Source organism: Pseudomonas sp. GD03944, from assembly GCF_029839275.1.
Classification (GTDB): domain Bacteria; phylum Pseudomonadota; class Gammaproteobacteria; order Pseudomonadales; family Pseudomonadaceae; genus Aquipseudomonas.
Genome location: NZ_JAOCAH010000017.1, coordinates 70,816 through 90,558 on the forward strand (window position 1 = coordinate 70,816; position 19,743 = coordinate 90,558).

The 19,743-nt window shown below is 67.4% G+C and carries 25 protein-coding genes; 7 read left to right on the forward strand and 18 right to left on the reverse strand.

The window, feature by feature from the left end; translation table 11 throughout:
- Positions 1-35: 35 nt before the first annotated feature.
- From N5C28_RS21325 to N5C28_RS21360, 8 genes are all read right to left on the reverse strand, one after another.
- Positions 36-347 carry a DUF2388 domain-containing protein gene (locus tag N5C28_RS21325; RefSeq protein WP_279825320.1) on the reverse strand — a complete coding sequence of 104 codons (312 nt, stop codon included), beginning with the start codon at positions 345-347 and terminating at the stop codon, positions 36-38.
- A gap of 25 nt (positions 348-372) precedes the next feature.
- A complete protein-coding gene (ispA, locus tag N5C28_RS21330; RefSeq protein WP_279825322.1) occupies positions 373-1,260 on the reverse strand; it encodes a (2E,6E)-farnesyl diphosphate synthase in 888 nt (295 codons plus the stop codon).
- Positions 1,257-1,499 (reverse strand): exodeoxyribonuclease VII small subunit, encoded by a 243-nt coding sequence (locus N5C28_RS21335; RefSeq protein WP_279825323.1) that lies wholly within the window; start codon positions 1,497-1,499, stop codon positions 1,257-1,259. The genes ispA and N5C28_RS21335 overlap by 4 nt, the downstream gene beginning before the upstream one ends.
- Before the next feature lie 89 nt (positions 1,500-1,588).
- Positions 1,589-2,359 (reverse strand): sulfite exporter TauE/SafE family protein, encoded by a 771-nt coding sequence (locus N5C28_RS21340; RefSeq protein WP_279825325.1) that lies wholly within the window; start codon positions 2,357-2,359, stop codon positions 1,589-1,591.
- A gap of 164 nt (positions 2,360-2,523) precedes the next feature.
- Positions 2,524-3,051, reverse strand: a complete 528-nt coding sequence (ppa, locus tag N5C28_RS21345; RefSeq protein WP_279825326.1) for an inorganic diphosphatase — start codon at positions 3,049-3,051, stop codon at positions 2,524-2,526.
- A 76-nt stretch (positions 3,052-3,127) separates the two neighbouring features.
- On the reverse strand, positions 3,128-3,967 hold the full coding sequence (locus N5C28_RS21350) for a zinc-dependent peptidase (protein ID WP_279825327.1): 840 nt from the start codon (positions 3,965-3,967) through the stop codon (positions 3,128-3,130).
- Positions 3,968-4,081: 114 nt separating this feature from the next.
- Positions 4,082-4,537: a GNAT family N-acetyltransferase gene (locus N5C28_RS21355; protein ID WP_279825328.1), complete on the reverse strand. Its 456-nt coding sequence runs from the start codon at positions 4,535-4,537 to the stop codon at positions 4,082-4,084.
- Between the two features lie 174 nt (positions 4,538-4,711).
- Entirely contained in the window at positions 4,712-6,232 is a 1,521-nt protein-coding gene (locus N5C28_RS21360; RefSeq protein ID WP_279825329.1) for an aldehyde dehydrogenase, read from the reverse strand.
- A gap of 351 nt (positions 6,233-6,583) precedes the next feature.
- Between N5C28_RS21360 and mpl the strand changes: the two genes are divergently transcribed.
- Genes mpl through N5C28_RS21380 form a run of 4 tightly spaced genes read left to right on the forward strand, consistent with a single transcriptional unit; the run spans position 6,584 to position 9,155 of the window.
- Entirely contained in the window at positions 6,584-7,936 is a 1,353-nt protein-coding gene (gene mpl, locus N5C28_RS21365) for a UDP-N-acetylmuramate:L-alanyl-gamma-D-glutamyl-meso-diaminopimelate ligase (protein ID WP_279825330.1), read from the forward strand.
- Positions 7,937-8,566, forward strand: coding sequence for a flavin prenyltransferase UbiX (gene ubiX / locus N5C28_RS21370; protein WP_279825332.1), 630 nt, complete (start codon positions 7,937-7,939; stop codon positions 8,564-8,566).
- Positions 8,567-8,577: 11 nt separating this feature from the next.
- Positions 8,578-8,868, forward strand: coding sequence for a DUF2845 domain-containing protein (locus N5C28_RS21375; RefSeq protein ID WP_279825334.1), 291 nt, complete (start codon positions 8,578-8,580; stop codon positions 8,866-8,868).
- Entirely contained in the window at positions 8,868-9,155 is a 288-nt protein-coding gene (locus N5C28_RS21380) for a YceK/YidQ family lipoprotein (RefSeq protein WP_279825336.1), read from the forward strand. The genes N5C28_RS21375 and N5C28_RS21380 overlap by 1 nt, the downstream gene beginning before the upstream one ends.
- A gap of 88 nt (positions 9,156-9,243) precedes the next feature.
- Here N5C28_RS21380 and N5C28_RS21385 read toward each other — a convergent pair whose 3' ends face one another.
- From N5C28_RS21385 to N5C28_RS21420, 8 genes are all read right to left on the reverse strand, one after another.
- Positions 9,244-10,176, reverse strand: a complete 933-nt coding sequence (locus N5C28_RS21385) for a 2-hydroxyacid dehydrogenase (RefSeq protein ID WP_279825337.1) — start codon at positions 10,174-10,176, stop codon at positions 9,244-9,246.
- A 20-nt stretch (positions 10,177-10,196) separates the two neighbouring features.
- Positions 10,197-10,694, reverse strand: coding sequence for a YbaK/EbsC family protein (locus tag N5C28_RS21390; protein WP_279825338.1), 498 nt, complete (start codon positions 10,692-10,694; stop codon positions 10,197-10,199).
- A gap of 212 nt (positions 10,695-10,906) precedes the next feature.
- Positions 10,907-11,518, reverse strand: a complete 612-nt coding sequence (locus N5C28_RS21395; protein ID WP_279825339.1) for a class I SAM-dependent methyltransferase — start codon at positions 11,516-11,518, stop codon at positions 10,907-10,909.
- A 21-nt stretch (positions 11,519-11,539) separates the two neighbouring features.
- Positions 11,540-11,881, reverse strand: coding sequence for a DUF5629 family protein (locus tag N5C28_RS21400; protein WP_279825341.1), 342 nt, complete (start codon positions 11,879-11,881; stop codon positions 11,540-11,542).
- Between the two features lie 29 nt (positions 11,882-11,910).
- Positions 11,911-12,552: an oxidoreductase gene (locus N5C28_RS21405; RefSeq protein WP_279825343.1), complete on the reverse strand. Its 642-nt coding sequence runs from the start codon at positions 12,550-12,552 to the stop codon at positions 11,911-11,913.
- Positions 12,553-12,584: 32 nt separating this feature from the next.
- Positions 12,585-14,312 carry a C13 family peptidase gene (locus N5C28_RS21410; RefSeq protein ID WP_279825345.1) on the reverse strand — a complete coding sequence of 576 codons (1,728 nt, stop codon included), beginning with the start codon at positions 14,310-14,312 and terminating at the stop codon, positions 12,585-12,587.
- Between the two features lie 124 nt (positions 14,313-14,436).
- The gene (locus tag N5C28_RS21415) at positions 14,437-14,892 is read right to left on the reverse strand and encodes a MaoC family dehydratase (RefSeq protein ID WP_279825346.1); all 456 of its coding nucleotides are present in this window, start codon (positions 14,890-14,892) and stop codon (positions 14,437-14,439) included.
- Positions 14,893-15,038: 146 nt separating this feature from the next.
- On the reverse strand, positions 15,039-15,791 hold the full coding sequence (locus N5C28_RS21420) for a tetratricopeptide repeat protein (protein WP_279825347.1): 753 nt from the start codon (positions 15,789-15,791) through the stop codon (positions 15,039-15,041).
- 237 nt (positions 15,792-16,028) lie between these two features.
- On the opposite strand from N5C28_RS21420, the gene N5C28_RS21425 reads away from it, so the two are divergent.
- Genes N5C28_RS21425 through N5C28_RS21435 form a run of 3 tightly spaced genes read left to right on the forward strand, consistent with a single transcriptional unit; the run spans position 16,029 to position 17,705 of the window.
- Positions 16,029-16,391, forward strand: a complete 363-nt coding sequence (locus N5C28_RS21425; protein WP_279825348.1) for a CidA/LrgA family protein — start codon at positions 16,029-16,031, stop codon at positions 16,389-16,391.
- Between the two features lie 2 nt (positions 16,392-16,393).
- Positions 16,394-17,113 (forward strand): LrgB family protein, encoded by a 720-nt coding sequence (locus N5C28_RS21430; protein WP_279825373.1) that lies wholly within the window; start codon positions 16,394-16,396, stop codon positions 17,111-17,113.
- A gap of 1 nt (position 17,114) precedes the next feature.
- On the forward strand, positions 17,115-17,705 hold the full coding sequence (locus N5C28_RS21435) for an LON peptidase substrate-binding domain-containing protein (RefSeq protein ID WP_279825349.1): 591 nt from the start codon (positions 17,115-17,117) through the stop codon (positions 17,703-17,705).
- A 6-nt stretch (positions 17,706-17,711) separates the two neighbouring features.
- Here the strand turns inward: N5C28_RS21435 and N5C28_RS21440 are convergent, their stop codons facing one another.
- Both N5C28_RS21440 and N5C28_RS21445 read right to left on the reverse strand, forming a co-directional pair.
- The gene (locus tag N5C28_RS21440; protein ID WP_279825351.1) at positions 17,712-19,028 is read right to left on the reverse strand and encodes a bifunctional DedA family/phosphatase PAP2 family protein; all 1,317 of its coding nucleotides are present in this window, start codon (positions 19,026-19,028) and stop codon (positions 17,712-17,714) included.
- The gene (locus N5C28_RS21445; RefSeq protein ID WP_279825352.1) at positions 19,025-19,741 is read right to left on the reverse strand and encodes a DNA-3-methyladenine glycosylase; all 717 of its coding nucleotides are present in this window, start codon (positions 19,739-19,741) and stop codon (positions 19,025-19,027) included. The genes N5C28_RS21440 and N5C28_RS21445 overlap by 4 nt, the downstream gene beginning before the upstream one ends.
- Positions 19,742-19,743: the final 2 nt, after the last annotated feature.

A 19,743-nucleotide genomic window follows, 5' to 3' on the forward strand; every position in this document is an offset into this window, starting at 1 on the left:
GGCCATAGATCGGAGTGATGACGCCGGGGCGGCGGTCATCGGATCGAGGCGATGGCCCGGGCCAGTTGCATGTCACTCAGCGTGGTGTGCGGGTGGGCGTGCCGGTAGTGACGCAGCGCGCTTTGCAGGTGTGCGCCGTGGATGTCGCCCGCGGAGGCGACGTAGGCCAGGGCATCGTCATGGGCGCGTTCGTATGGGGTCAGCGCCTGACTGGTGGAGGCGCTGGTGCCGGCGGTGCCGAGGCTGCTGGCGACCGTGAAGCGATCGACCGAGTTGCCCTGGCCGTCCAGGCCCCACGCCTGGCTGGCGGTGAGCAGGAGCAGGGCGGATGCCAGGGGTCGTTTCATCTCTCTGCGTCTGCGGATGATGGCGTCAGCTGCGCCGTTCGACGATGTAGCGCGCCAGCTCACGCAGCGGCTCGGCGGCGTGGTCGAAGGGGCGCAGCGCATGCAGGGCCTGGTCGCGCAGCTCCAGGGCATAGGCCTTGGCCGCGTCGAGGCCGAGCAGGGCCGGGTAGGTCGGCTTGTCGTTGGCCTGGTCCTTGCCCTGGGTCTTGCCGAGGGTCGCGGTATCGCTCTCGACGTCGAGGATGTCGTCCTGCACCTGGAACGCCAGGCCAATGGCCCGGGCGTAGGTGTGCAGGGCATTCAGCGCGCGCTCGTCGGCGCGGGCGCTGGCCAGGGCACCGAGGCGCACGCTGGCTTCGATCAGTGCGCCGGTCTTGTGCCGGTGCATGAATTCCAGGGCGGCCTGGTCGAGCTTGCGGCCCACGGCACCGAGGTCGATGGCCTGGCCACCGACCATGCCCGCCGGGCCGGCGGCGCGGGCCAGGGTGCTGATCATGGCCAGGCGCAGGTCGGTGTTGACCGGGTTGAGCCGGGCGTCGGCCAGGGCCTCGAACGCCAGGCTCTGCAGACCGTCGCCGGCGAGAATGGCACTGGCCTCGTCGAAGGCCTTGTGGGTGGTCGGCTGGCCGCGGCGCAGGTCGTCGTCGTCCATGGCCGGCAGGTCGTCGTGGACCAGGGAATAGGCGTGGATCAGTTCGACGGCGCAGGCGGCGCCATCGGCCTGGCCGGCTTCGCCGCCCAGGGCTTCGCAGGCGGCATAGGCCAGCAGCGGGCGAACCCGTTTGCCGCCGTTCATCACGCTGTAGCGCATGGCGCTGTACAGGCGTTCCACCTCTGGGGTCGGGGCGGTGAAGAGCGTGTCGAGGGCGGCGTCGACGCGGCGCTGGCACTGGGCCTGGTAGGCCGCGATCATGCCTCGGGTTCCGCGTCGAAGGGGGCTTCCTCCAGCTCGCCATCGCGCTCCAGCAGGATCTGCACCTTCTGCTCGGCCTGGGCCAGGGCGGCCTGGCAGTCGCGGGTCAGGCGGATGCCCTGTTCGAAGGCGGTCAGCGAGTCTTCCAATGACAGTTCGCCGTTTTCCAGGCGTTCGACCAGGTTCTGCAAGTCGGTGAGGGACTGCTCGAAGTCGAGCGTGGCTTTTTTACGGGCCATGGCGGTGGGTCTCGGCGGCATCGGAACGGGCGCGACACTAGCAGAGCCGTGCCGCGCGGGCAAATCAGCGGGCCGCTCGGGGCCCCGGTTCAAACGGCGCCGTAGGTCTTCCAGAAGTAGTACAGGGTCATGCCGCTGCCGACCAGGATCACCAGGGTGCGCAGGAATATCGGCGGCAGGCGCTGGCCCAGGGCGCCGCCGGCATAACCGCCGACGGTGGCGCCGATCAGCAGGATGACCAGCTCGTACCAGCTGACCCGCCCGGCCACCACGAAAGTGACGGTGGCGATGCTGTAGATCACGGCGGAAATCAGGTTCTTCAGGGCGTTGGCCCGGGCCAGGGGGTGGCCCTCGATGGAAAACGCCGCCAGTTGCAGGATGCCCATGCCCGCGCCGAAGTAGCCGCCATAGATCGACACCACCACGTGCGCGCCGAGTGACAGCGGACCATGGGGCGGGTGCAGGGCTTCCGCGCGACGCGCCGCCAGCCAGCGGCTCAGCCAGGGGCTCGCGGCGAACAGGGCGGTGGCCGCCAGCAGCAACCAGGGAATCAGCAGGGCGAACACCGAATCGCCACCGGCCAGCAGCAACAGCCCGCCGAGCAGGCCGCCGCACAAGCCGGCGAGCAACAGCGGAAGCAGGTAGCGGCCCAGGGGGCGCAGCGATTCGCGGGCCGCCCAGGCCCCCGCCAGGCTGGCGGGCCAGAGCGCGACGGCATTGGTCGCATTGGCGGTCACCGGTGGCAGGCCGGCAGCGAGCAGTGCGGGGAAGGAAAAGAACGTGCCGCCCCCGGCAAGGGCATTCATGCCGCCCGCCGCGAAACCGGCGGCGATCAGCAACAACAGGTCAGCTAGGGACATGGGCCAGGCTCGCACCAAAAAGAGGCGAGCATACGGGCTGACCGTCCGGTCAGCCAAGCCCGACCAAAGAACGCGTTCGGCCTGTGGGTTCGACGGGCGTCCGGGGCAAATCGCAGGCAATAAAAAAGCCGGCTTGTGGCCGGCTTTCAGGGGGTAGCTGTGGCTTACTTTTGGTAGGCCGCAGCTGCCTTGATGATTTCGGCGCGGGCGGCGTCAGCGTTGCCCCAGCCTTCAACCTTGACCCACTTGCCTTTTTCGAGGTCCTTGTAGTTCTCGAAGAAGTGCTTGATTTGCTCCAGGAGCAGCGCAGGCAGGTCGGTGTATTCCTTAACGTCCACGTACAGCTGGCTCAGCTTGTCGTGCGGAACGGCGATCAGCTTGGCGTCACCGCCGGCTTCGTCGGTCATGTGCAGCACGCCAACCGGACGGGCGCGGATCACGGAACCTGGGGCGACCGGGTACGGGGTCACGACCAGGACGTCCAGCGGATCACCGTCGTCGGCCAGGGTGTGCGGGATGAAACCGTAGTTGGCCGGGTAGAACATCGGGGTGGCCATGAAACGGTCGACCATCAGGCAGTCGGTGTCGTGATCGATCTCGTATTTGATCGGCGCGTGGTTGGCCGGGATCTCGATGGCGACGTAGATGTCGTTCGGCAGCTCTTTGCCGGCTGGAATCTTGCTGTAGCTCATTGGGGGGACTCCCTGGTGGGCCAAAAAAGTGGCGGGATTATAGGCACATTCCCAAGGCGTTGCTACGTCGGTTTACCTAGCCATTGGTCGCGACAGGCGGATCGTCCGGCCGCTCGCGGTAGTCCGGGTGGTCGATGAGCAACTGCTGCAGGCGCTGGTGCGGGTCCTGGCGGTAGAACAGGGCCAGTTGCGCGTAGACCTGGGGGAACGTCTCGAGCAATAGATCCGGCGCGCTGAAGAAATACTCACTGGTTACCGCAAAAAATTCCGCCGGGTTCTCGGCCGCGTACGGGTCGATCGGCGTTTCCGTCTCCGGGTCGGCATCCAGTTCGGCGTTCATCTGGTCGAAGGCGCCCTGCATGGCGCTGGCCCATTCGTCGATGCGCATGCCGCGGTGCAGGGGCGGCAGGCCGTTGGCGTCGCCGTTGAGCATGTCCAGCTTGTGGGCCAGCTCGTGGATCACCAGGTTGTAGCCGTCCCAGCTACCGCTGGACTGGACGCCCGGCCAGGCGAGGATCACCGGCCCCTGTTGCCAGGCTTCGCCGCTGTGTTCGCCGTCCCATTCGTGTTCGATGCCGCTGGCGTCGCGGTGGCGCTGCGGGCTGACGAAATCATCGGGGTACAGGACGATCTCGTGGAAGCCCTGGTACCAGTTGAGGTCAGCCAGGTGCAGCAAGGGCAGCTCGGCCAGGGCGGCCAGGGTCAGGCGGTCGGTGCCGTCCAGCTCGACGCCGGGCAGGGCGCTGAGGTGCTTGCCGTGCAGGAACAGCACGGCGCGCTCACGCAGGCGCTGGTCTTCGGCATCGCTCAGGCCGTCGAGGATCGGCAGGCGCTGGCGCACGGTGGCCCAGGCTGCGGGGTCCACGGGGTGGCGGGAAAGAATGCGCTGGCGGCGCCAGGCACGGAACGACCACATGCGTCAGTGGCTCCGGTCGAAAGGGCAGACCACCATAAGCGGCGGGCGGGGAGGCGGCAAGTTTCGCGGTTCGGCACTGCCACCCGAGGCGGTGTGCAGTGCCGGTGGCCGGTTTCAGTCGCTGTTGATGGGCAGCACGTAGTTCTTGAACTGGCTGTCTTCGACGAAACCGATGGATTCGTACACCTTGTGCGCGACTTCGTTGTCGCGGCTGGTAGCGACGCGCATGCGCACCGCGTTGGTGTCCCTGGCCATTTTCTTCGCGGTCTGCAGCAGGCGGTCGGCCACCAGTTGCCGGCGCGCGTCTTCGGCCACGTAGATGTCGTTGAGGATCCACACGCGCTTGAGCGAGAGCGAGGAGAAGCTGGGGTAGAGCTGGCAGAAGCCCATCAGCTTGTCTTCGTCATCGGCCAGGGCCAGGTAGATCACCGACTCCTTGCGCTTGAGGCGGGTTTCCAGGAATTTGCGCGACGAGTCGGGGAAGGGCAGCTCGTCGTAAAACTCGCGGTATTTGACGAACAGCGGGGTCAGCAGGTCCAGATGTTCCAGGGTGGCTTGGACAATGCGCATGGCGGGCCTCGGCTTCTGGTGATGGGCTGTCTCGGCAATGCAGGCGCTATGCCAGACCGTCAGCCCGATGCTGCCTAAAGCGTTTGGAAAGCGCAATCCAAGCAAGCGTTTGATTCTGTTGCAGGGGGCTCAAGGCCGCGCCAGGCCGGTGATCCGGCTTGGCGCGGGTGGGCGTCAGAAGAAGCCCAGCGGGTTGATGTCGTAGCTGATCAGCAGGTTCTTGGTCTGCTGGTAGTGGTCGAGCATCATCTTGTGGGTTTCACGCCCGACCCCGGACTTCTTGTAGCCACCGAACGCGGCGTGGGCCGGGTACAGGTGGTAGCAGTTGGTCCAGACACGCCCGGCCTTGATCCCGCGGCCCATGCGGTAGGCGCGGTTGATGTCGCGGGTCCACACCCCGGCGCCGAGGCCGAACTCGGTGTCGTTGGCGATAGCCAGGGCCTCGGCTTCGTCCTTGAAGGTCGTCACGCCGACCACCGGGCCGAAGATCTCCTCCTGGAACACGCGCATTTTGTTGGTGCCCTTGAGCAGCGTCGGCTGGATGTAATAACCGCTGGCCAGGTCGCCTTCGAGTTTCTCGGTGGCGCCGCCGGTGAGCAGCTCGGCCCCTTCTTGCTGGGCGATGTCCAGGTAGCTGAGGATCTTGTCGTACTGCTGCTGGGACGCCTGGGCGCCGACCATGGTCTCGGTGTCCAGCGGGTCGCCGCGCTTGATCACCTTGATCTTCTTCATCACCTCGGCCATGAACGGCTCGAAGATCGACTCCTGCACCAGCGCCCGGGACGGGCAGGTGCAGACCTCACCCTGGTTGAAGAAGGCCAGCACCAGGCCTTCGGCGGCCTTTTCGATGAAGGCCGGCTCGGCCTGCATGATGTCCTCGAAGAAGATGTTCGGGCTCTTGCCGCCCAGCTCCACGGTGCTGGGGATGATGTTTTCCGCGGCGCACTTGAGGATGTGCGAGCCTACCGGGGTGGAGCCGGTGAAGGCGATCTTGGCGATGCGCTTGCTGGTGGCCAGGGCCTGGCCAGCCTCGCGGCCGTAGCCCTGGACGATATTGAGTACGCCCGGCGGCAGCAGGTCGCCGACCAGTTCGGCCAGCAGGGTGATGGACAGCGGCGTCTGCTCGGCGGGCTTGAGCACCACGCAGTTGCCGGCGGCCAGGGCCGGGGCCAGCTTCCAGGCGGCCATCAGCAGCGGGAAGTTCCAGGGGATGATCTGCCCGACCACGCCCAGTGGCTCGTGGAAGTGGTAGGAGGCGGTGTGTTCGTTGATTTCCGCGCTGGTGCCTTCCTGGGCGCGGATGCAGCCGGCGAAGTAGCGGAAATGGTCGGCGGCCAGGGGCACGTCGGCGTTGAGGGTTTCACGCACGGCCTTGCCGTTGTCCCAGGTTTCGGCGATGGCCAGTTGTTCGAGGTTGGCTTCGATGCGGTCGGCGATCTTCAGCAGGATCAGCGCACGGTCCTGCACGGCGGTCTTGCCCCAGGCATCGGCCGCGGCATGGGCGGCGTCCAGGGCACGCTCGATGTCGTCGCTGCCGGAACGGGGGAATTCGCCGATCACCGAGGCGTCGACCGGGCTGGTGTTGGTGAAGTATTCGCCCTTGATGGGGGCGACGAACTCGCCATTGATGTAGTTGCCGTAGCGCGGCTTGAGTGCGACGACGGCGCCGGGGGTACCGGGTTTGGCGTAAATCATGGTGCTGACCTCTCCTGTCGTTACGCACGCCACCCTTGTGGGGCTGCGCGTGCGAAAAGGGTGGAACGGGAGGGCGCCGGCCGGTGCCTGCTCACTGGGGGCAGCCGGACGGCATCCGTGTCGTTAGAGCGTAGTTGCCCTGTGGCGTTTCACCCGGTCCTGACATGTCTTGAAGCGCATCGGCCTGTGCAGGGGCGCCGGAATCCGCGGCGATTCCTGCGGTCGAACAGGCGGTACGGCCGCGTGTCCGGCGCCCAGGGCGTGAGCGTTGCCGCGCTTGCCCGCCGGGGGCTGTGCTAACCTGCCGGCATCTCGCCCAAGGCCGCTGCGGCCAGCTTTTTGAGGACCTCCATGCACATCCATATTCTCGGTATCTGCGGCACCTTCATGGGGTCGCTGGCCGTGCTGGCCAAGGAACTGGGGCACCGCGTCACCGGTTCCGACGCCAATGTCTACCCGCCCATGAGCACCCAGCTGCAAGCCCAGGGCATCGAGCTGATGCAGGGCTACGACCCGGCGCAGTTGGAACCGGCCCCGGACCTGGTGGTGATCGGCAATGCGCTGTCGCGTGGCAACCCGGCGGTGGAGTACGTGCTGAACAAGGGCCTGCCTTACGTCAGCGGCCCGCAGTGGCTGGCCGACCATGTGCTGCAGGGGCGCTGGGTGCTGGCCGTGGCCGGGACCCATGGCAAGACCACCAGCAGCAGCATGCTGGCCTGGGTGCTGGAACACGCGAACATGAGCCCGGGCTTCCTGATCGGCGGCGTGCCGCAGAACTTCGGAATTTCCGCACGCCTGGGCGGCACGCCGTTCTTCGTGGTCGAGGCCGACGAGTACGACAGCGCCTTCTTCGACAAACGCAGCAAGTTCGTTCACTACCGCCCGCGCACGGCGATCCTCAACAACCTGGAGTTCGACCACGCGGACATCTTCCCTGACCTGGCGGCGATCGAGCGGCAGTTCCACCACCTGGTGCGGACTATTCCGAGCGAAGGCCTGGTCATCCACCCGACCTCCGAGACCGCGCTCAAGCGCGTGGTGGGCATGGGCTGCTGGACGCCGGTGCAGACCACCGGTGCCGATGGCCAATGGCAGGCGCGGCTGCTCAGCGAAGACGGCTCGCGCTTCGAGGTGAGCTTCGAAGGCAAGGCCGAAGGCGTGGTGGATTGGCAACTGACCGGCCAGCACAACGTGGCCAACGCCCTGGCGGTGCTGGCCGCGGCGCGCCATGTGGGCGTGGTGCCGGCCCTGGGGATCGAGGCGCTGTGCCTGTTCCAGAACGCCAAGCGGCGCATGGAGAAAGTGGCCGAGGTCAAGGGCGTGACCATCTATGACGATTTCGCCCACCACCCGACCGCCATCGCCACCACCCTGGATGGCCTGCGCAAGCGCATCGGCGATACTCGCCTGATCGCCATCGTCGAGCCGCGCTCCAACTCCATGAAGCTCGGCGCCCACCGCGACGGGTTGCCGGAATCGGTGCAACAGGCCGACTCGGTGTACTGGTACGCGCCGGCCAACCTCGGCTGGGACCTGGCGGCCACCGTTTCCACTTCCACGGTACCGACCCGGGTCTGCGATTCGCTGGAAGCGATCATCGATGGGGTCAAGGCCGAAGCGACGCCGGGCACCCAGGTGGTGATCATGAGCAACGGCGGTTTTGGCGGGCTGCACGGCAAGCTCGCTGCCGCGCTGGAGGCGTGAATGTCCGGACCTGAGCGCGTTACCCTGGCCATGACCGGCGCTTCGGGCGCCCAGTACGGCCTGCGCCTGCTCGACTGCCTGGTGCAGGAAGACCGCGAGGTGCACTTCCTGATCTCCAAGGCGGCGCAACTGGTGATGGCCACGGAGACCGATGTCACCCTGCCGGCCAAACCCCAGGCGATCCAGACCTTCCTCAGCGAATACACTGGCGCCGCGCCCGGGCAGATCCGCGTCTACGGCAAGGAAGACTGGATGGCGCCGGTGGCCTCCGGCTCCGGCGCGCCCGGGGCGATGGTGGTGGTGCCGTGCTCGACCGGCACCCTGTCGGCCATCGCCACCGGCGCCTGCAACAACCTGATCGAACGGGCGGCGGACGTCGCCCTGAAAGAGCGCCGGCAACTGATCCTGGTCCCCCGGGAGGCGCCGTTCTCCAGCATTCACCTGGAGAACATGCTCAAGCTGTCGAACATGGGGGCGGTGATCCTGCCGGCGGCGCCGGGCTTCTATCACCAGCCACAGACCATCGATGACCTGATCGACTTCGTCGTCGCGCGGATTCTCAACTGCCTGGGCATTCCCCAGGACATGCTGCCGCGCTGGGGCGAGCACCATCAGGTGTCCGAGGAGTAGGGAGAATCACCATGTCCGTTGCGATCCGTTGTCTGCTGGGTGGTCTGTCGATCGCCCTGCTCAGCCCGCTGGCCCAGGCCTCCATGCGCTGCGGCAATGCACTGATCGACGAGGGCCAGCACAGCCTCGACGTGCTGCGCATCTGCGGCGAGCCGGACAAGCGCGAGGTGACGCCGCCCAGCAGCCCGCAGGGGGGCGGTGCCACGGTGGAACAATGGATCTACGGGCCGCGCAACGGCGTGCTGCGCTACCTGCGTTTCATCGACGGCAGGCTGGTCGAAATCCGCACCGAGCGCGGCTGATGCGTCGTGCCCTGTGCCTGATCCTGCTGGCACTGAGCCTGACCGGCTGCGCCAGCGTGCGCACCCTGGATGCCAACAAGCCGGGCGCGCCGGTGGTCTACGCCGGCACCCGGCTGGACTGGTACAGCCTGCAGGGCGGGTGCTGCCCGGTGGACCGTTTCGGCGCCGAGGCGCCGCGCCTGGCCTGGCTGGACCTGCCGGCCAGCGCCCTGCTCGATACCCTGTTACTGCCGCTGTCTCTGGCCAAGGCGTTGGGGATTGGCCTGCAGGTCAGTGGCGGTGGGTGAATGGCGGCGGGCCCTGTGGGAGGGGCTTTAGCCGCGATCATTTGAGACCAGAAAAGCTCGCGGACAAGTCCGCTCCTACACGGGGGCGTCAGATAGGGGTGCGCAGCGGTTGGCCGTTGAAGTGCCGTTCGATGTTGTCGAGGAACAGGCTGAGTGATTGCTCCAGGGCTTGGGGCGAGTTGCCGCCGACATGCGGGGTCAGGATCAGGTTGTCGAGGTCCAGCAGCTCGGTGGGCGGCAGCGGTTCGCTTTCATAGACATCCAGCGCCGCGGCGCGAATCTGCCCGTCGCGCAGGGCTGCGTTCAGGGCCTGGGTGTCCACCACACTGCCGCGCGCCACGTTGACCAGGTAACCCTGCGGACCAAGCGCGGCCAGCACCTCGGCATCGACCAGGTGGCGGGTCGCGGCGCCGCCGGGGATGGCGACCACCAGGCAGTCGCACCACTGCGCCAGCGCCTGCACGCTGGGGAAGTAGCGGTGCGGGCTGTCGGCCTTGGCCGAGCGGTTGTGGTAACCCACCGGCATGCCGAATGCCTCGGCGCGTTTGGCGATCTGCTCGCCGATGGCGCCCATGCCGAGAATGCCCAGGCGCTTGCCGTACACGCTGTCCTGCATGGGCAGGGCGTCGCGCCAGACGCCGGCGCGGCAGGCCACGTCCAGGCGGCGCAGGTCGCGGATCGCCCCCAGCAACAGGGCCATGGCGTGGTCGGCGACGCAGTGGGCGTTGCTGCCGGCGCCATTGCACAGGGCGATGGCGCGCTGGCGCGCGGCCTCCAGGTCGACCTTCTCGTAGCCCACGCCCAGGGTGGCAATCAACCCCAGTTGCGGCAGGCGGGCGATTTCCTCGCCGGTCAGGCCGATGGTACCGATGGTCAGCACCGCCTGGATGCTGGCGCCGTGGCGATCGATGGCCGCGTCACGCAGGTCGGCCTGGGCCGCGTAGATCACCTCGAAGCGTTCGGCGATGCGCGCCAGGCTGGCTTCGCTGAGCGGGTTGAGAATCAGCAGCTGCGGTTTCATGGCTATCCCGTGATCGAGGGTCAGGAGGCGACGGGCTCGGCGGCGGTCTCGGCGGGCAGGGCCTGGCACACGTCCACCCATTGGGCATTCACCAACTCGGCCATGCGTGTCGGGCAGATGCGCACGGCGCTGTGGATCGAGCCGGCCGCGGGCACCACTTCCTCGAAGGCGTGCAGCGACACGTCGCAGTACACCGGCAAGTCCGTGGCCAAACCGAACGGGCAGACGCCGCCGACCGGGTGGCCGGTCAGCGCCACCACGGTGTCGGCGTCGAGCATCTTACCCTTGGCGCCGAAGGCCTCTTTCATCTTGCGGTTGTCGATGCGTGCATCGCCCCGGGCCACCACCAGCAGGTTCTGTTCGCCGATGCGAAAGGCCAGGGTCTTGGCGATCTGCCCCGGCGCCACACCATGGGCTTCGGCGGCCATGGTCACGGTGGCGGTGCTGGTTTGCAGTTCGATGATCTGCAGGTCGGGCGCCCTCTCGGCAAGAAAGGCACGAACGGACTCGAGGCTCATGGGCGGGCTCCACGGGACGAAGCGACCACCTTGGCGTCATCCGTCTCCAGCGTCAAGACCAGCGCGGACGCCCTTGCGCTCGGCGCAGAACCGTAGGGTGGGTTTAGCAACGCCCCACTGTGCGCTTGCAAACGCCACGCCCTCGGCGCGTTGCGTAACCCACCAGGGGAGCCCTCTCGGATGATGGCGTGGCGACATGCAGCTCCTAGGCCTCAGTGCGCCCAGCCGCGGTAGATAAAGGTCATCGGCCGCGGGCCTTTCAGGTAGCCGGTTTCCACACTGCCCAGGGTGAAGCCGCCAGCCTGGATCAGCGCAGGGATGTCACGGTTGAGGTGGCAGCCCCCAGCCAGGGGTTTCCACAGGGGTGTCAGGCGATGCTGCCAGCGCACCACCGAAGCATCCGGTGCCAGCCCGTGTTCGCAGAACAGCAGGCGGCCGCCGGGCTTGAGTACCCGGCGCATTTCCACAAGGGCGGCCACTGCATCGGGAATGGTGCACAGGGTGAAGGTGCAGACGATGCAGTCGAAGCTGGCATCGGGCGCCTGGATCTCCCCCAGTTCCAGGGCAATCATTTCCACCGGGATGGCGATGTTGGCGGCGCGCTCGCGGGCCAGCTTCTGCATGTCGGCCGACGGGTCGACACCGACGATCACGCGCACCTTGGCCGGGTCGTAGAAGCCCAGGTTGAGGCCGCTGCCGATGCCGATCTCCAGGACCCGGCCATGGGCCTGGGGGACAATTTTCGAGCGGCTTTTCATGACCTCGCCCATGCCGCAGGCGAAGTCGATCAGGCGGGGCAGGACATAGCGGTCATAGAGCTGCATGCCACGTCTCCCGGTGCGGGGTCAGGCGTCGTCGGGTTCGTCGCTGTTGTCCGCGCTGATGGCGGCGAAGCATTTGAGCTGGTGCTCGGCGTCCTGGCCGGCCAGGTGCCAGGTGTCGGACGCGGCATCGAAGCGGGCCGCCGAAACGGCGGCCAGGCTGAATTGCCAGTGGCGCCGTTCACGGCCGTCGATGCATTCGATCTGCAGCAGCGGGCGGTTCTGGCTGTCGGCGTTCGCCGAGCCGGCACTGACCTGCGCCAGCAGCTCGTTGTCCACGGAGAATTGCCAGGCGTGCAGGCCGTCGATTTCCAGCATGTCGGTGGTGACCAGCGCTTCGATCAGGCTGTGGGGGGAGGTGCTCATGGTGATTCGGTTCTCGCGAATGAAGAGGGTCAGCGGCCGAGGCGGCGCAATTCGTCGGACAGCACCACGCGTACGCCGCTGTCTTCTTCCAGGGCCAGGCGCCACAGGGCGCGGGCCAGCACGGTGGTCTCGATGCCGCGGTACTTGCCCGGCAGCCAGCGCAGCAGTGGCGCGGCCAGGCGTTCGCCGAGGCGGAATTCGCTGCGCGGGCCGAGCAGCAGCGACGGCCGGGCCAGGGTCAGTTGTGGCCAGTTCTGGTCGATCAGGGCCTGTTCCATTTCGCCTTTGACGCGGTTGTAGAACACCGAGGAATGCTTGTCCGCGCCCAGGGCGCTGACCACGATCAGGTGGCGCGCACCCAGCTCCCGGGCGCGCAGGGCGAAGGCCAGCACCATGTCATGGTCGACGGCGCGGAAGGCGTCCTGGGAGCCGGCCTGCCTGATGGTGCTGCCGAGGCAGCAGAAGGCCGTGTTCACCGGGCCGTTCAGCTGGGGCAGGAGTGTCAGCAGCTCGCCCACCGGGTTTTCCAGGTGCGGGTGCTCGGACAACGGCCGACGACTCGGCGCCAGCACGCGCTCGACGGTGGGTTCGTTGAGCAGGCGATCCAGCAGGTGTTCGCCGGTCAGGCCGGTGGCACCCGCGAGAAGGATGTGCTGGGGCGTCAAATACATGGTCGGGATTCCCTCCGCTGATAATGGTCAGTCTAGTGTGTGGCGGTCGGTTTGTCGGTGGCGGCGGCGCTCAGCGCGTCCCGGGCCTGCTGTTCGCGCAGCGCCTGCCAGTGCGCGAGCACGGCCTTGGGCGCCCAGATCTGGGGTTCGGAAGGCTCGAAGCCATCGGCCTCTTCGCGTTCGGCCACGTGGGCCTTGGCCAGTTCGAAGGCGCGTTGCAGGTCGTCGGTCTGGGTCAGGGCATCGGCGAACAGCGCGCGGCCGAAGTAGGTGAAGTCGTTTTCTTCCGAGCAGCCGAAGGACACGCGATCCGCTCGGGCGGCGGTCATGAGCAGGGTCTTGTCATCCTTGAGCGGCGGGATGAATCCGCCGGAATAGCAGGCCGAGACCACCACCACCTTGTGCCGGTCCTTGAGCGGCGCCAGCAGGGCCGCCAGTTCGCTGGCCGGCAGATCGGCCAGGCGCAGGCGCGGCTGGTCCAGGTTCAGTTCGTGATGACGCGAGCCGTGGCTGGTCAGGTAGATGAAGATCAGGTCCTCTTCGCCACTGCGCTCGGCCAGGGCCTGCACGGCGCGGGTCAGGTTCTCGCGGGTGGCCAGCGGGCGGTCGGCCAGGTGGTTGCGGTGGTTGACCAGGGTGATGTTGCCGTGGGCGGCGAAGCGCTGCTTGAGCAGGTTGGCCACGTAGTCGGCCTCGCGCAGGAACACGCTCTGCTTGCCGTCGCCGGCCAGGGTCAGGGTGTACAGGTCGATCTCCGGCGTCGATGCCGGCAGCCCGGCGATGGCCTCGTCGAGCAGGCGGCCCTGGGTGAGCAGGCCGATTTCCAGCGGGTCGGGCAGCAGCGTGCCCTGTTCGTCACGCACCCGCTGGCCGCCCTGCCAGACACCGCGTTGCTGGCTGCCATCGGCCAGGGTCAGGGTGCCGCTGCCGGCGTATTCGCCGTTGGCGAACTGGCCCTCATAGACATCGCCGTTAGGGCGCGCCAGGCGGCCCTGGCCGTGGTAGTTCCAGCCGCGGAACGCGCCCTTGTAATGGGTGCCGTCGCTGCCCTGGTACTCGCCTTCGCCGTTCAGTGCGCCCTCGGCGAACTGGCCGTTCCAGGCGTCGCCGGCGGGGTCCTGGTAACGGCCCTTGCCGTGGAACTCGCCGTGGCGGAAGCCGCCGTCGTACAGGTCGCCGTCGGCGCCCTTGTAGTTGCCGGGACCGTTCAGTTGGCCCTTGTCGAATGCGCCGCTGAACTGGTTGCCGTATTCATCGGTGCGCACGCCCTGGCCGTGGGGCTGGCCCTTGCGGAACTGGCCCTGGTAGCGGCTGCCGTCGCTGAGGGTCAGGGTGCCCGGGCCGTCGAGCAGGTCGTTCTTGAACTGCCCGGCATGCACCTGGCCCTGCTGTTCCAGGCGGCCTTCGCCGGCGAAGTGGCCCTTGGCGAAGCCGCCGCGGTATTCGCTGCCGTCGCGCTGGCGCAGGAGGCCCTGGCCATGAAACACGCCGTCCTGGAACTCGCCGGCATAGTATTCGCCATTGGCGTCGTGCCATTCGCCCTTGCCGTGCAGTTGGCCATCCTTGAAACCGCCTTCGAACCAGCTGCCGTCCCGGTAGTCCAGGCGCCCCGGGCCCTGCAGCAGGCCGTCGACCACTTCGCCGCGGTAGCGGCTGCCATCGGGCAGGATTGCGTCGGGCGGCAGCAGGGGCTCGCCATCGCCGCAGGCAGCGAGGAGCAGGGCGAGGCTCAGGGGAGCCAGGTGAGCGAAGCGTGGCATGACGGGCATCCAGGTCGAACGGTTGCTGGGAGTATGCCGCAAACCAGGCGATCAGCGGTGTGACAGTGCACGGCAGGGATGACGAACGCGCCGCTCTGGGGCGGCACGTTGTCGGGGGCGGGGGTCAGACGAAGCAGAGGGTCAGCGGCTCGGCGATGTAGGCCGGTTTTTCCTGGCCTTCGATTTCCATCACGGCGCGGGCCTTGAGCAGCCACTGGCCGGGGTTCTTTTCGTTGGCATCGGTCAGGGTCACCACCAGGCGCACCTTGGAGCCGACCTTGACCGGCTGGATGAAGCGCACGCTGTCCAGGCCGTAGTTGACGGCCATCTTCAGGCCCTGGGGCATGATCATGATGCCTTCCATCAGTTTCGGGATCAGCGACAGCGAGAGGAAACCGTGGGCGATGGTGGTGCCGAAGGGCGTCAGTTTGGCTTTTTCCGGATCGACATGGATGAACTGATGGTCGCCGGTGCACTCGGCGAATCGATCGATGCGGTCCTGGTCGATGGTCAACCAGTCGGAGCGTCCAAGTTCCTTGCCCACGTAGGTATGCAGTTCTGCGACGGGTACTGACGGCATAGGTCCTCCTTGAGGAGCGGGTGTTTGTTATTGTTCTGCCGCCCACAAGATCATCACGCGCCGTGCGCCGGGTCAAGCCTGCCGCGCCCTGATGAATGGCGGGTCATAGCCCGCCGCGGTGACGGGCACCGCAGGTGCCCCGAGCCTCAGTCCGCCTGCAGGTTGCGCAACGCCTGCTGGCTCAGGTCCAACCACTCCTTGTGCAGCGTGCGGTAGTGCCGGGCAGCGCGCCGGGCGTGGGTCCGGATCTGCTCGTGCAGCTCCCGCGCCTCGCGCAGGCGGCCCAGGCGGGCCAGCAACAAGGCGTAGCGGTAGCTCGCCTCGGGGCCGGCGTAATAGCGATTCAGGGCCTGGTATTCCTCTTCGGCCTTGAGGTCGTCGCCGAGCCCTTCGAGGGCACGGGCATACAGCAGGTGCCCGTCGGCCGAGCGGAAGTCCGGGTTCTTGTCGATCAGGCGCTCCAGGGCGTCCCGGCAGCCGGCGAAATCGTCCAGGGCGAAGCGTGCGCGAGCCAGGCCCAGCAGGATGTCCGGGGCATCGGTGTGGATGCCGCGCAGGGCCATCTGATAATGCGTGGCGGCCTCTTCCGGCTGGCCCATGCGCAGCAGCTCGTCGGCCAGGTTGATGCGGGTTTCGCGGGTGTCGCGAATGTCCAACTCGTCGCGCAGCGCGCGCAGGTGGCGTTGCGGGTCGATGCTGTCGTGCAACTGGTTGAGGGCGCGGCGTCCGCGACGGCTGCCGAGCATGTCGGGCAGCATGATGCCGAGGAAGTAAATGAGGCAGCCCAGGCCGGGCAGGGCGATGATCAGGTAGAGCCAGTAGCGTTCCTGGCCGCTGCGAACCACATGCAGGCCGCAGGTGACCTGGCAGGCGATGACGAGCAAGGCGAGTAGGGGCATGACGACGATCCAGTCCATTGGGGCGAAGGCGCGTATCAAAGCATGGCCATGGGCGTTTGTCAGGCCGCTACCCCGACGTCCGTGCGCTGGTGCACAGGGCGGCTGGATTTCGTGGAGGGTTATAGCCGGCTGCCTCGCCAGCCTATAATGGGCGTCGTTTTGCCGGGCCGGTCGGGCCTGGCGTCGAGTAGACAGCGGCAGGTGCCCGCCGCGACCGATTCCCGGAGATATCCCCCCATGCTTTTACGCGGCCTGTCCTGGCTGGTGCTGTGCCAGCTGCTCGGCACTGCGCTCAACGTCCTGTTCCTGCCGATCCTGCCGGGGCCGATCATCGGCATGTTGCTGCTGTTCGTGTTCCTGCTGCTGCGCGGCGAGGTGGGCGAGCCCCTGCACCTGGCCTCGAGCAGCCTGCTCAAGTACCTGCCGCTGCTGCTGGTGCCGCCGGCGGTCGGGGTCATGGCCTACGCCGAGGCGATCGTCGCGGATTTCTGGGCGGTGGTCGGGGCCCTGGTGTTGTCGCTGGTGCTGTCGCTGGTCTTCGCCGGCTGGGTGATGCAGCTCCTGATCGAGCGCCAGCAGCGCCGCCGGGAGGATGCATGAACCTGGACTGGTACGGCGCCTGGCAGGCGGTCACCCATCACCCGCTGTTTGGCGTCGGGGTGACGCTGGGGGCGTATCAGCTGTCGATCGCCGCCTACGAGAAGACCCGCTGGGTGTTTTTGCAGCCGGTGCTGCTGTCGATGGTGATCGTGATTTCGGTGCTGCTGCTCTGCGGGCTGGGGTTTGAGGAGTACAAGACCAGCGCCGAGGCCCTGACCCTGTTCCTCGGCCCCGCCACCGTGGCGCTGGCGGTGCCGCTGTTCCTCAACCTGCGGCGCATCCGCCAGTTGTTCTGGCCGATCGTGCTGACCCTGCTGGTGGCAGGCACGGTGGCGACCCTGTTGGGCGTGGCCTTCGCCTGGTGGTTCGGCGCCGAAGACTTCATGCTGCTGAGCATGGCGCCCAAATCGGTGACGTCGCCCATTGCCATGCTGGTGGCCAGCCAGATCGGCGGCATCGCCGCGCTGGCGGCGGTGTTCGTCATGATCACCGGGGTGGTGGGGGCGATTCTCGGCCCGTCGTTGCTGCGCCTGTGCGGCATTCGCCACCACGCGGCCATGGGCATGGCCCTGGGCATGACCGCCCATGCGGTGGGCACGGCCCGTGCCATGCAGGAAAGCGAGGAATGCGGTGCCTTCGCGGCGCTGTCGATGAGCCTGATGGGCATGGTGACCGCGGTGTTGCTGCCGCTGGCGTTTGTCCTGCTGAACCGAGGGATGTGAGATGAACCTGCCGCTGTTTCCCCTGAACACCGTGCTGTTTCCCGGTTGCATGCTGGACCTGCAGATCTTCGAAGCGCGCTACCTGGACATGATCAGCCGCTGCATGAAGCAGGGCGAAGGGTTCGGGGTGGTGTGCATCATCGACGGCGAGGAGGTCGGCGAAGCGGCCGGGCAATTCGCCTCGGTGGGCTGTGAGGCGCTGATCCGCGATTTCCAGCAGCGGCCCAACGGCTTGCTGGGGATTCGGGTCGAGGGCGGCCGGCGCTTTCGGGTGCAGCGCGCCCAAGTGCTGCCCGACCAGCTAACCATGGCGGGCATCGAGTGGCTGGACGATGCCGATGACCTGCCACTGCGGGCCGAGCACGCCGACCTGGCCGCGCTGCTCGCCGCCTTGGCGGCGCACCCGCTGGTGGAGAGCCTGGGCATGGGCGGCGTGGCCACCGGCCAGGCGGAGCTGGCGAACCAGCTGGCCTACCTGCTGCCGCTGAACGCCGAGCAGAAGGTGCAGCTGCTGACGCTCGATCCGCCCCACGAGCGCCTTGAGCTGCTGCAGGTGTTGCTCGACGACCTGCAGGGGCAGATGAACGCGTAAGCGGCCTCAGTAGCGGTACAGCAGCACGCCCTCGGAAAACTGCCAGGTGGCGATGGCCCCCAGCAGGCCCAGGGAGGCCGGAAGAATCAGCCCCCAGACCTTGGCCGACAGGGCCGGCAGGGGGGTCTTCCACTGGCTGATGGCCAGGCTCAGGGCGCAGAAGCCGCTGGCCAGCAGGGCGCCGGCGATGATGTCGCTGGGCCAGTGAACTCCCAGGTACACCCGGGTGAGGGCGATGGCTGTGGCGGGCAGGGCGGCCAGCAGCAACCAGGTCAGGCGCAGGCGGGCCGGTTGCCCGCGTCCGGCCAGGATGCCGAGCACCAGGAAAAAGGCGAACGCCGCTGAACTGTGGCCGCTGGGGAAGCTGAAGCTGCTCAGCGGCTCCAGCAACACATCCGGCCGCGAGCGACCGAAGAACGCCTTGAGCGTGCCGTTGGCCAGGGCCGTGCCGAGCATCGCGCCGCCGGCGAACAGCAGCGCGCGCCACTGCCGCACGAGCAGCAACAGCAGGCACAGCAGAATGGCCGCGGCCAGCTGGGTGTGGAAGTCGCCGACCCGGGTGATCAACACCATCAGGTTGTCCAGGCTGTGGTTGCGCTGCTCCTGCACCAGGGCCAGCAGGCCCTGGTCGAGCTGAACCAGCAGGGGCCAGCCGATGAACAGGCCGATCAGCATCGCCAGGCTCAGGCCGGCACTGATCAGGCTGGCCCGGCGCTGTTCACGCAGGCTGCTCTGCACGCTGACCAGCAGCACCACGGCGATACCGCCGGCCACTGCGGCCGCCTGCGGCCAGAAGCCTTCGGGCAGCGGCAGGCGCAGCGCTGCCCCGGTCGCCCAGCCCGGCAGCAGGTAGGCCACCGACCAGCCGGCCGCGGCCAGCATGCTCACCGCGATGAAGCGCCCCAGGGGCATGTTGAGCATCCCGGCCACCATCGGCAGCATCGGGCGCAGCGGGCCGATGTAGCGGCCGACCAGCAGGCTGGCGACGCCGTAGCGCTGGAAATAGACCTCGGCACCGGCCAGCCACTCCGGGTGGTGACGCAGGCCGGGCAGGCGCCGGATATCCTGGTGGAAGTAGCGACCGATGCCGTAGGACAGGGCATCTCCCAGCAGGCCGCCGCAGTAGGCCAGCAGCAGGGTCTGCCACAGCGTCAGGGCGCCGTTGCCGGCCAGCACCGCCACGGTGAACATCAGGATGGTGCCGGGCACGATGATCCCGGCAATCGCCAGGCATTCGATACAGGCGATCAGGAAGATCGCCAGGCCCAGCCATTCGGGGTTGGCGGCGAGCCAGGTGGTCAGGCTGTCGAGCCATTCGCTCATCGGTGGGTGTCCTCGGGGTGGAGCCGGTAATAGTGAGTGTCTTCGACCTGCCCTCTGCGCAATGGGTTGCGTGTGCAATGACGGGCAAAGGCAGCGTCGATGAAACGGTAGGGCAGGTGTTCGTCGCGACCGTGGGGAATGCCCAGGCGCACGGTCTGGATCACCTGGGCCGGCTGTTCGCCAACGTCATCGACGAACAGCCGGCGGGTGTCGAAGCGTTGTGCGTCCCAGTCCCGGACCTTGAGCCCGAGCGCCTTGCACAGCAGGGTCTGCCCGGCGCAGAGCTTTTCCACGGGGCGGGGACCACCCAGGGCATCGGGGTTGTTGGCCTGCATGCGTGCCAGGCTGGCGGCGCTGGAGTGCGCATCGACCCAGGGGTAGGCGGACTTGATCAGCACGGCATTGCCCGGGCCATGGGCGCTGAAGTTCAGCGAGTCACCGCCCCGGGCGTAGTACATATAGATGTGGCCGCCGTCGAGGAACAGCGCCCGGCGTTTCTCGGTGTAGCCCAGGGAGGCGTGGCTGCCCTTGTCGCTCAGGTAGTAGGCCTCGGTTTCGATGATGCGTGCCGCCAGCCACAGATCGCCCTGGCGATGGCGGATTACCTTGCCCAGCAGCTCGCGGGCGACCTGGCGGGCGTCACGGTCGAAAAAACTGTCGGGAAGCGGCTTGGCCTGGGGCCAGGGCAGGTAGGGAGCGGACTCGGAGGGCATGC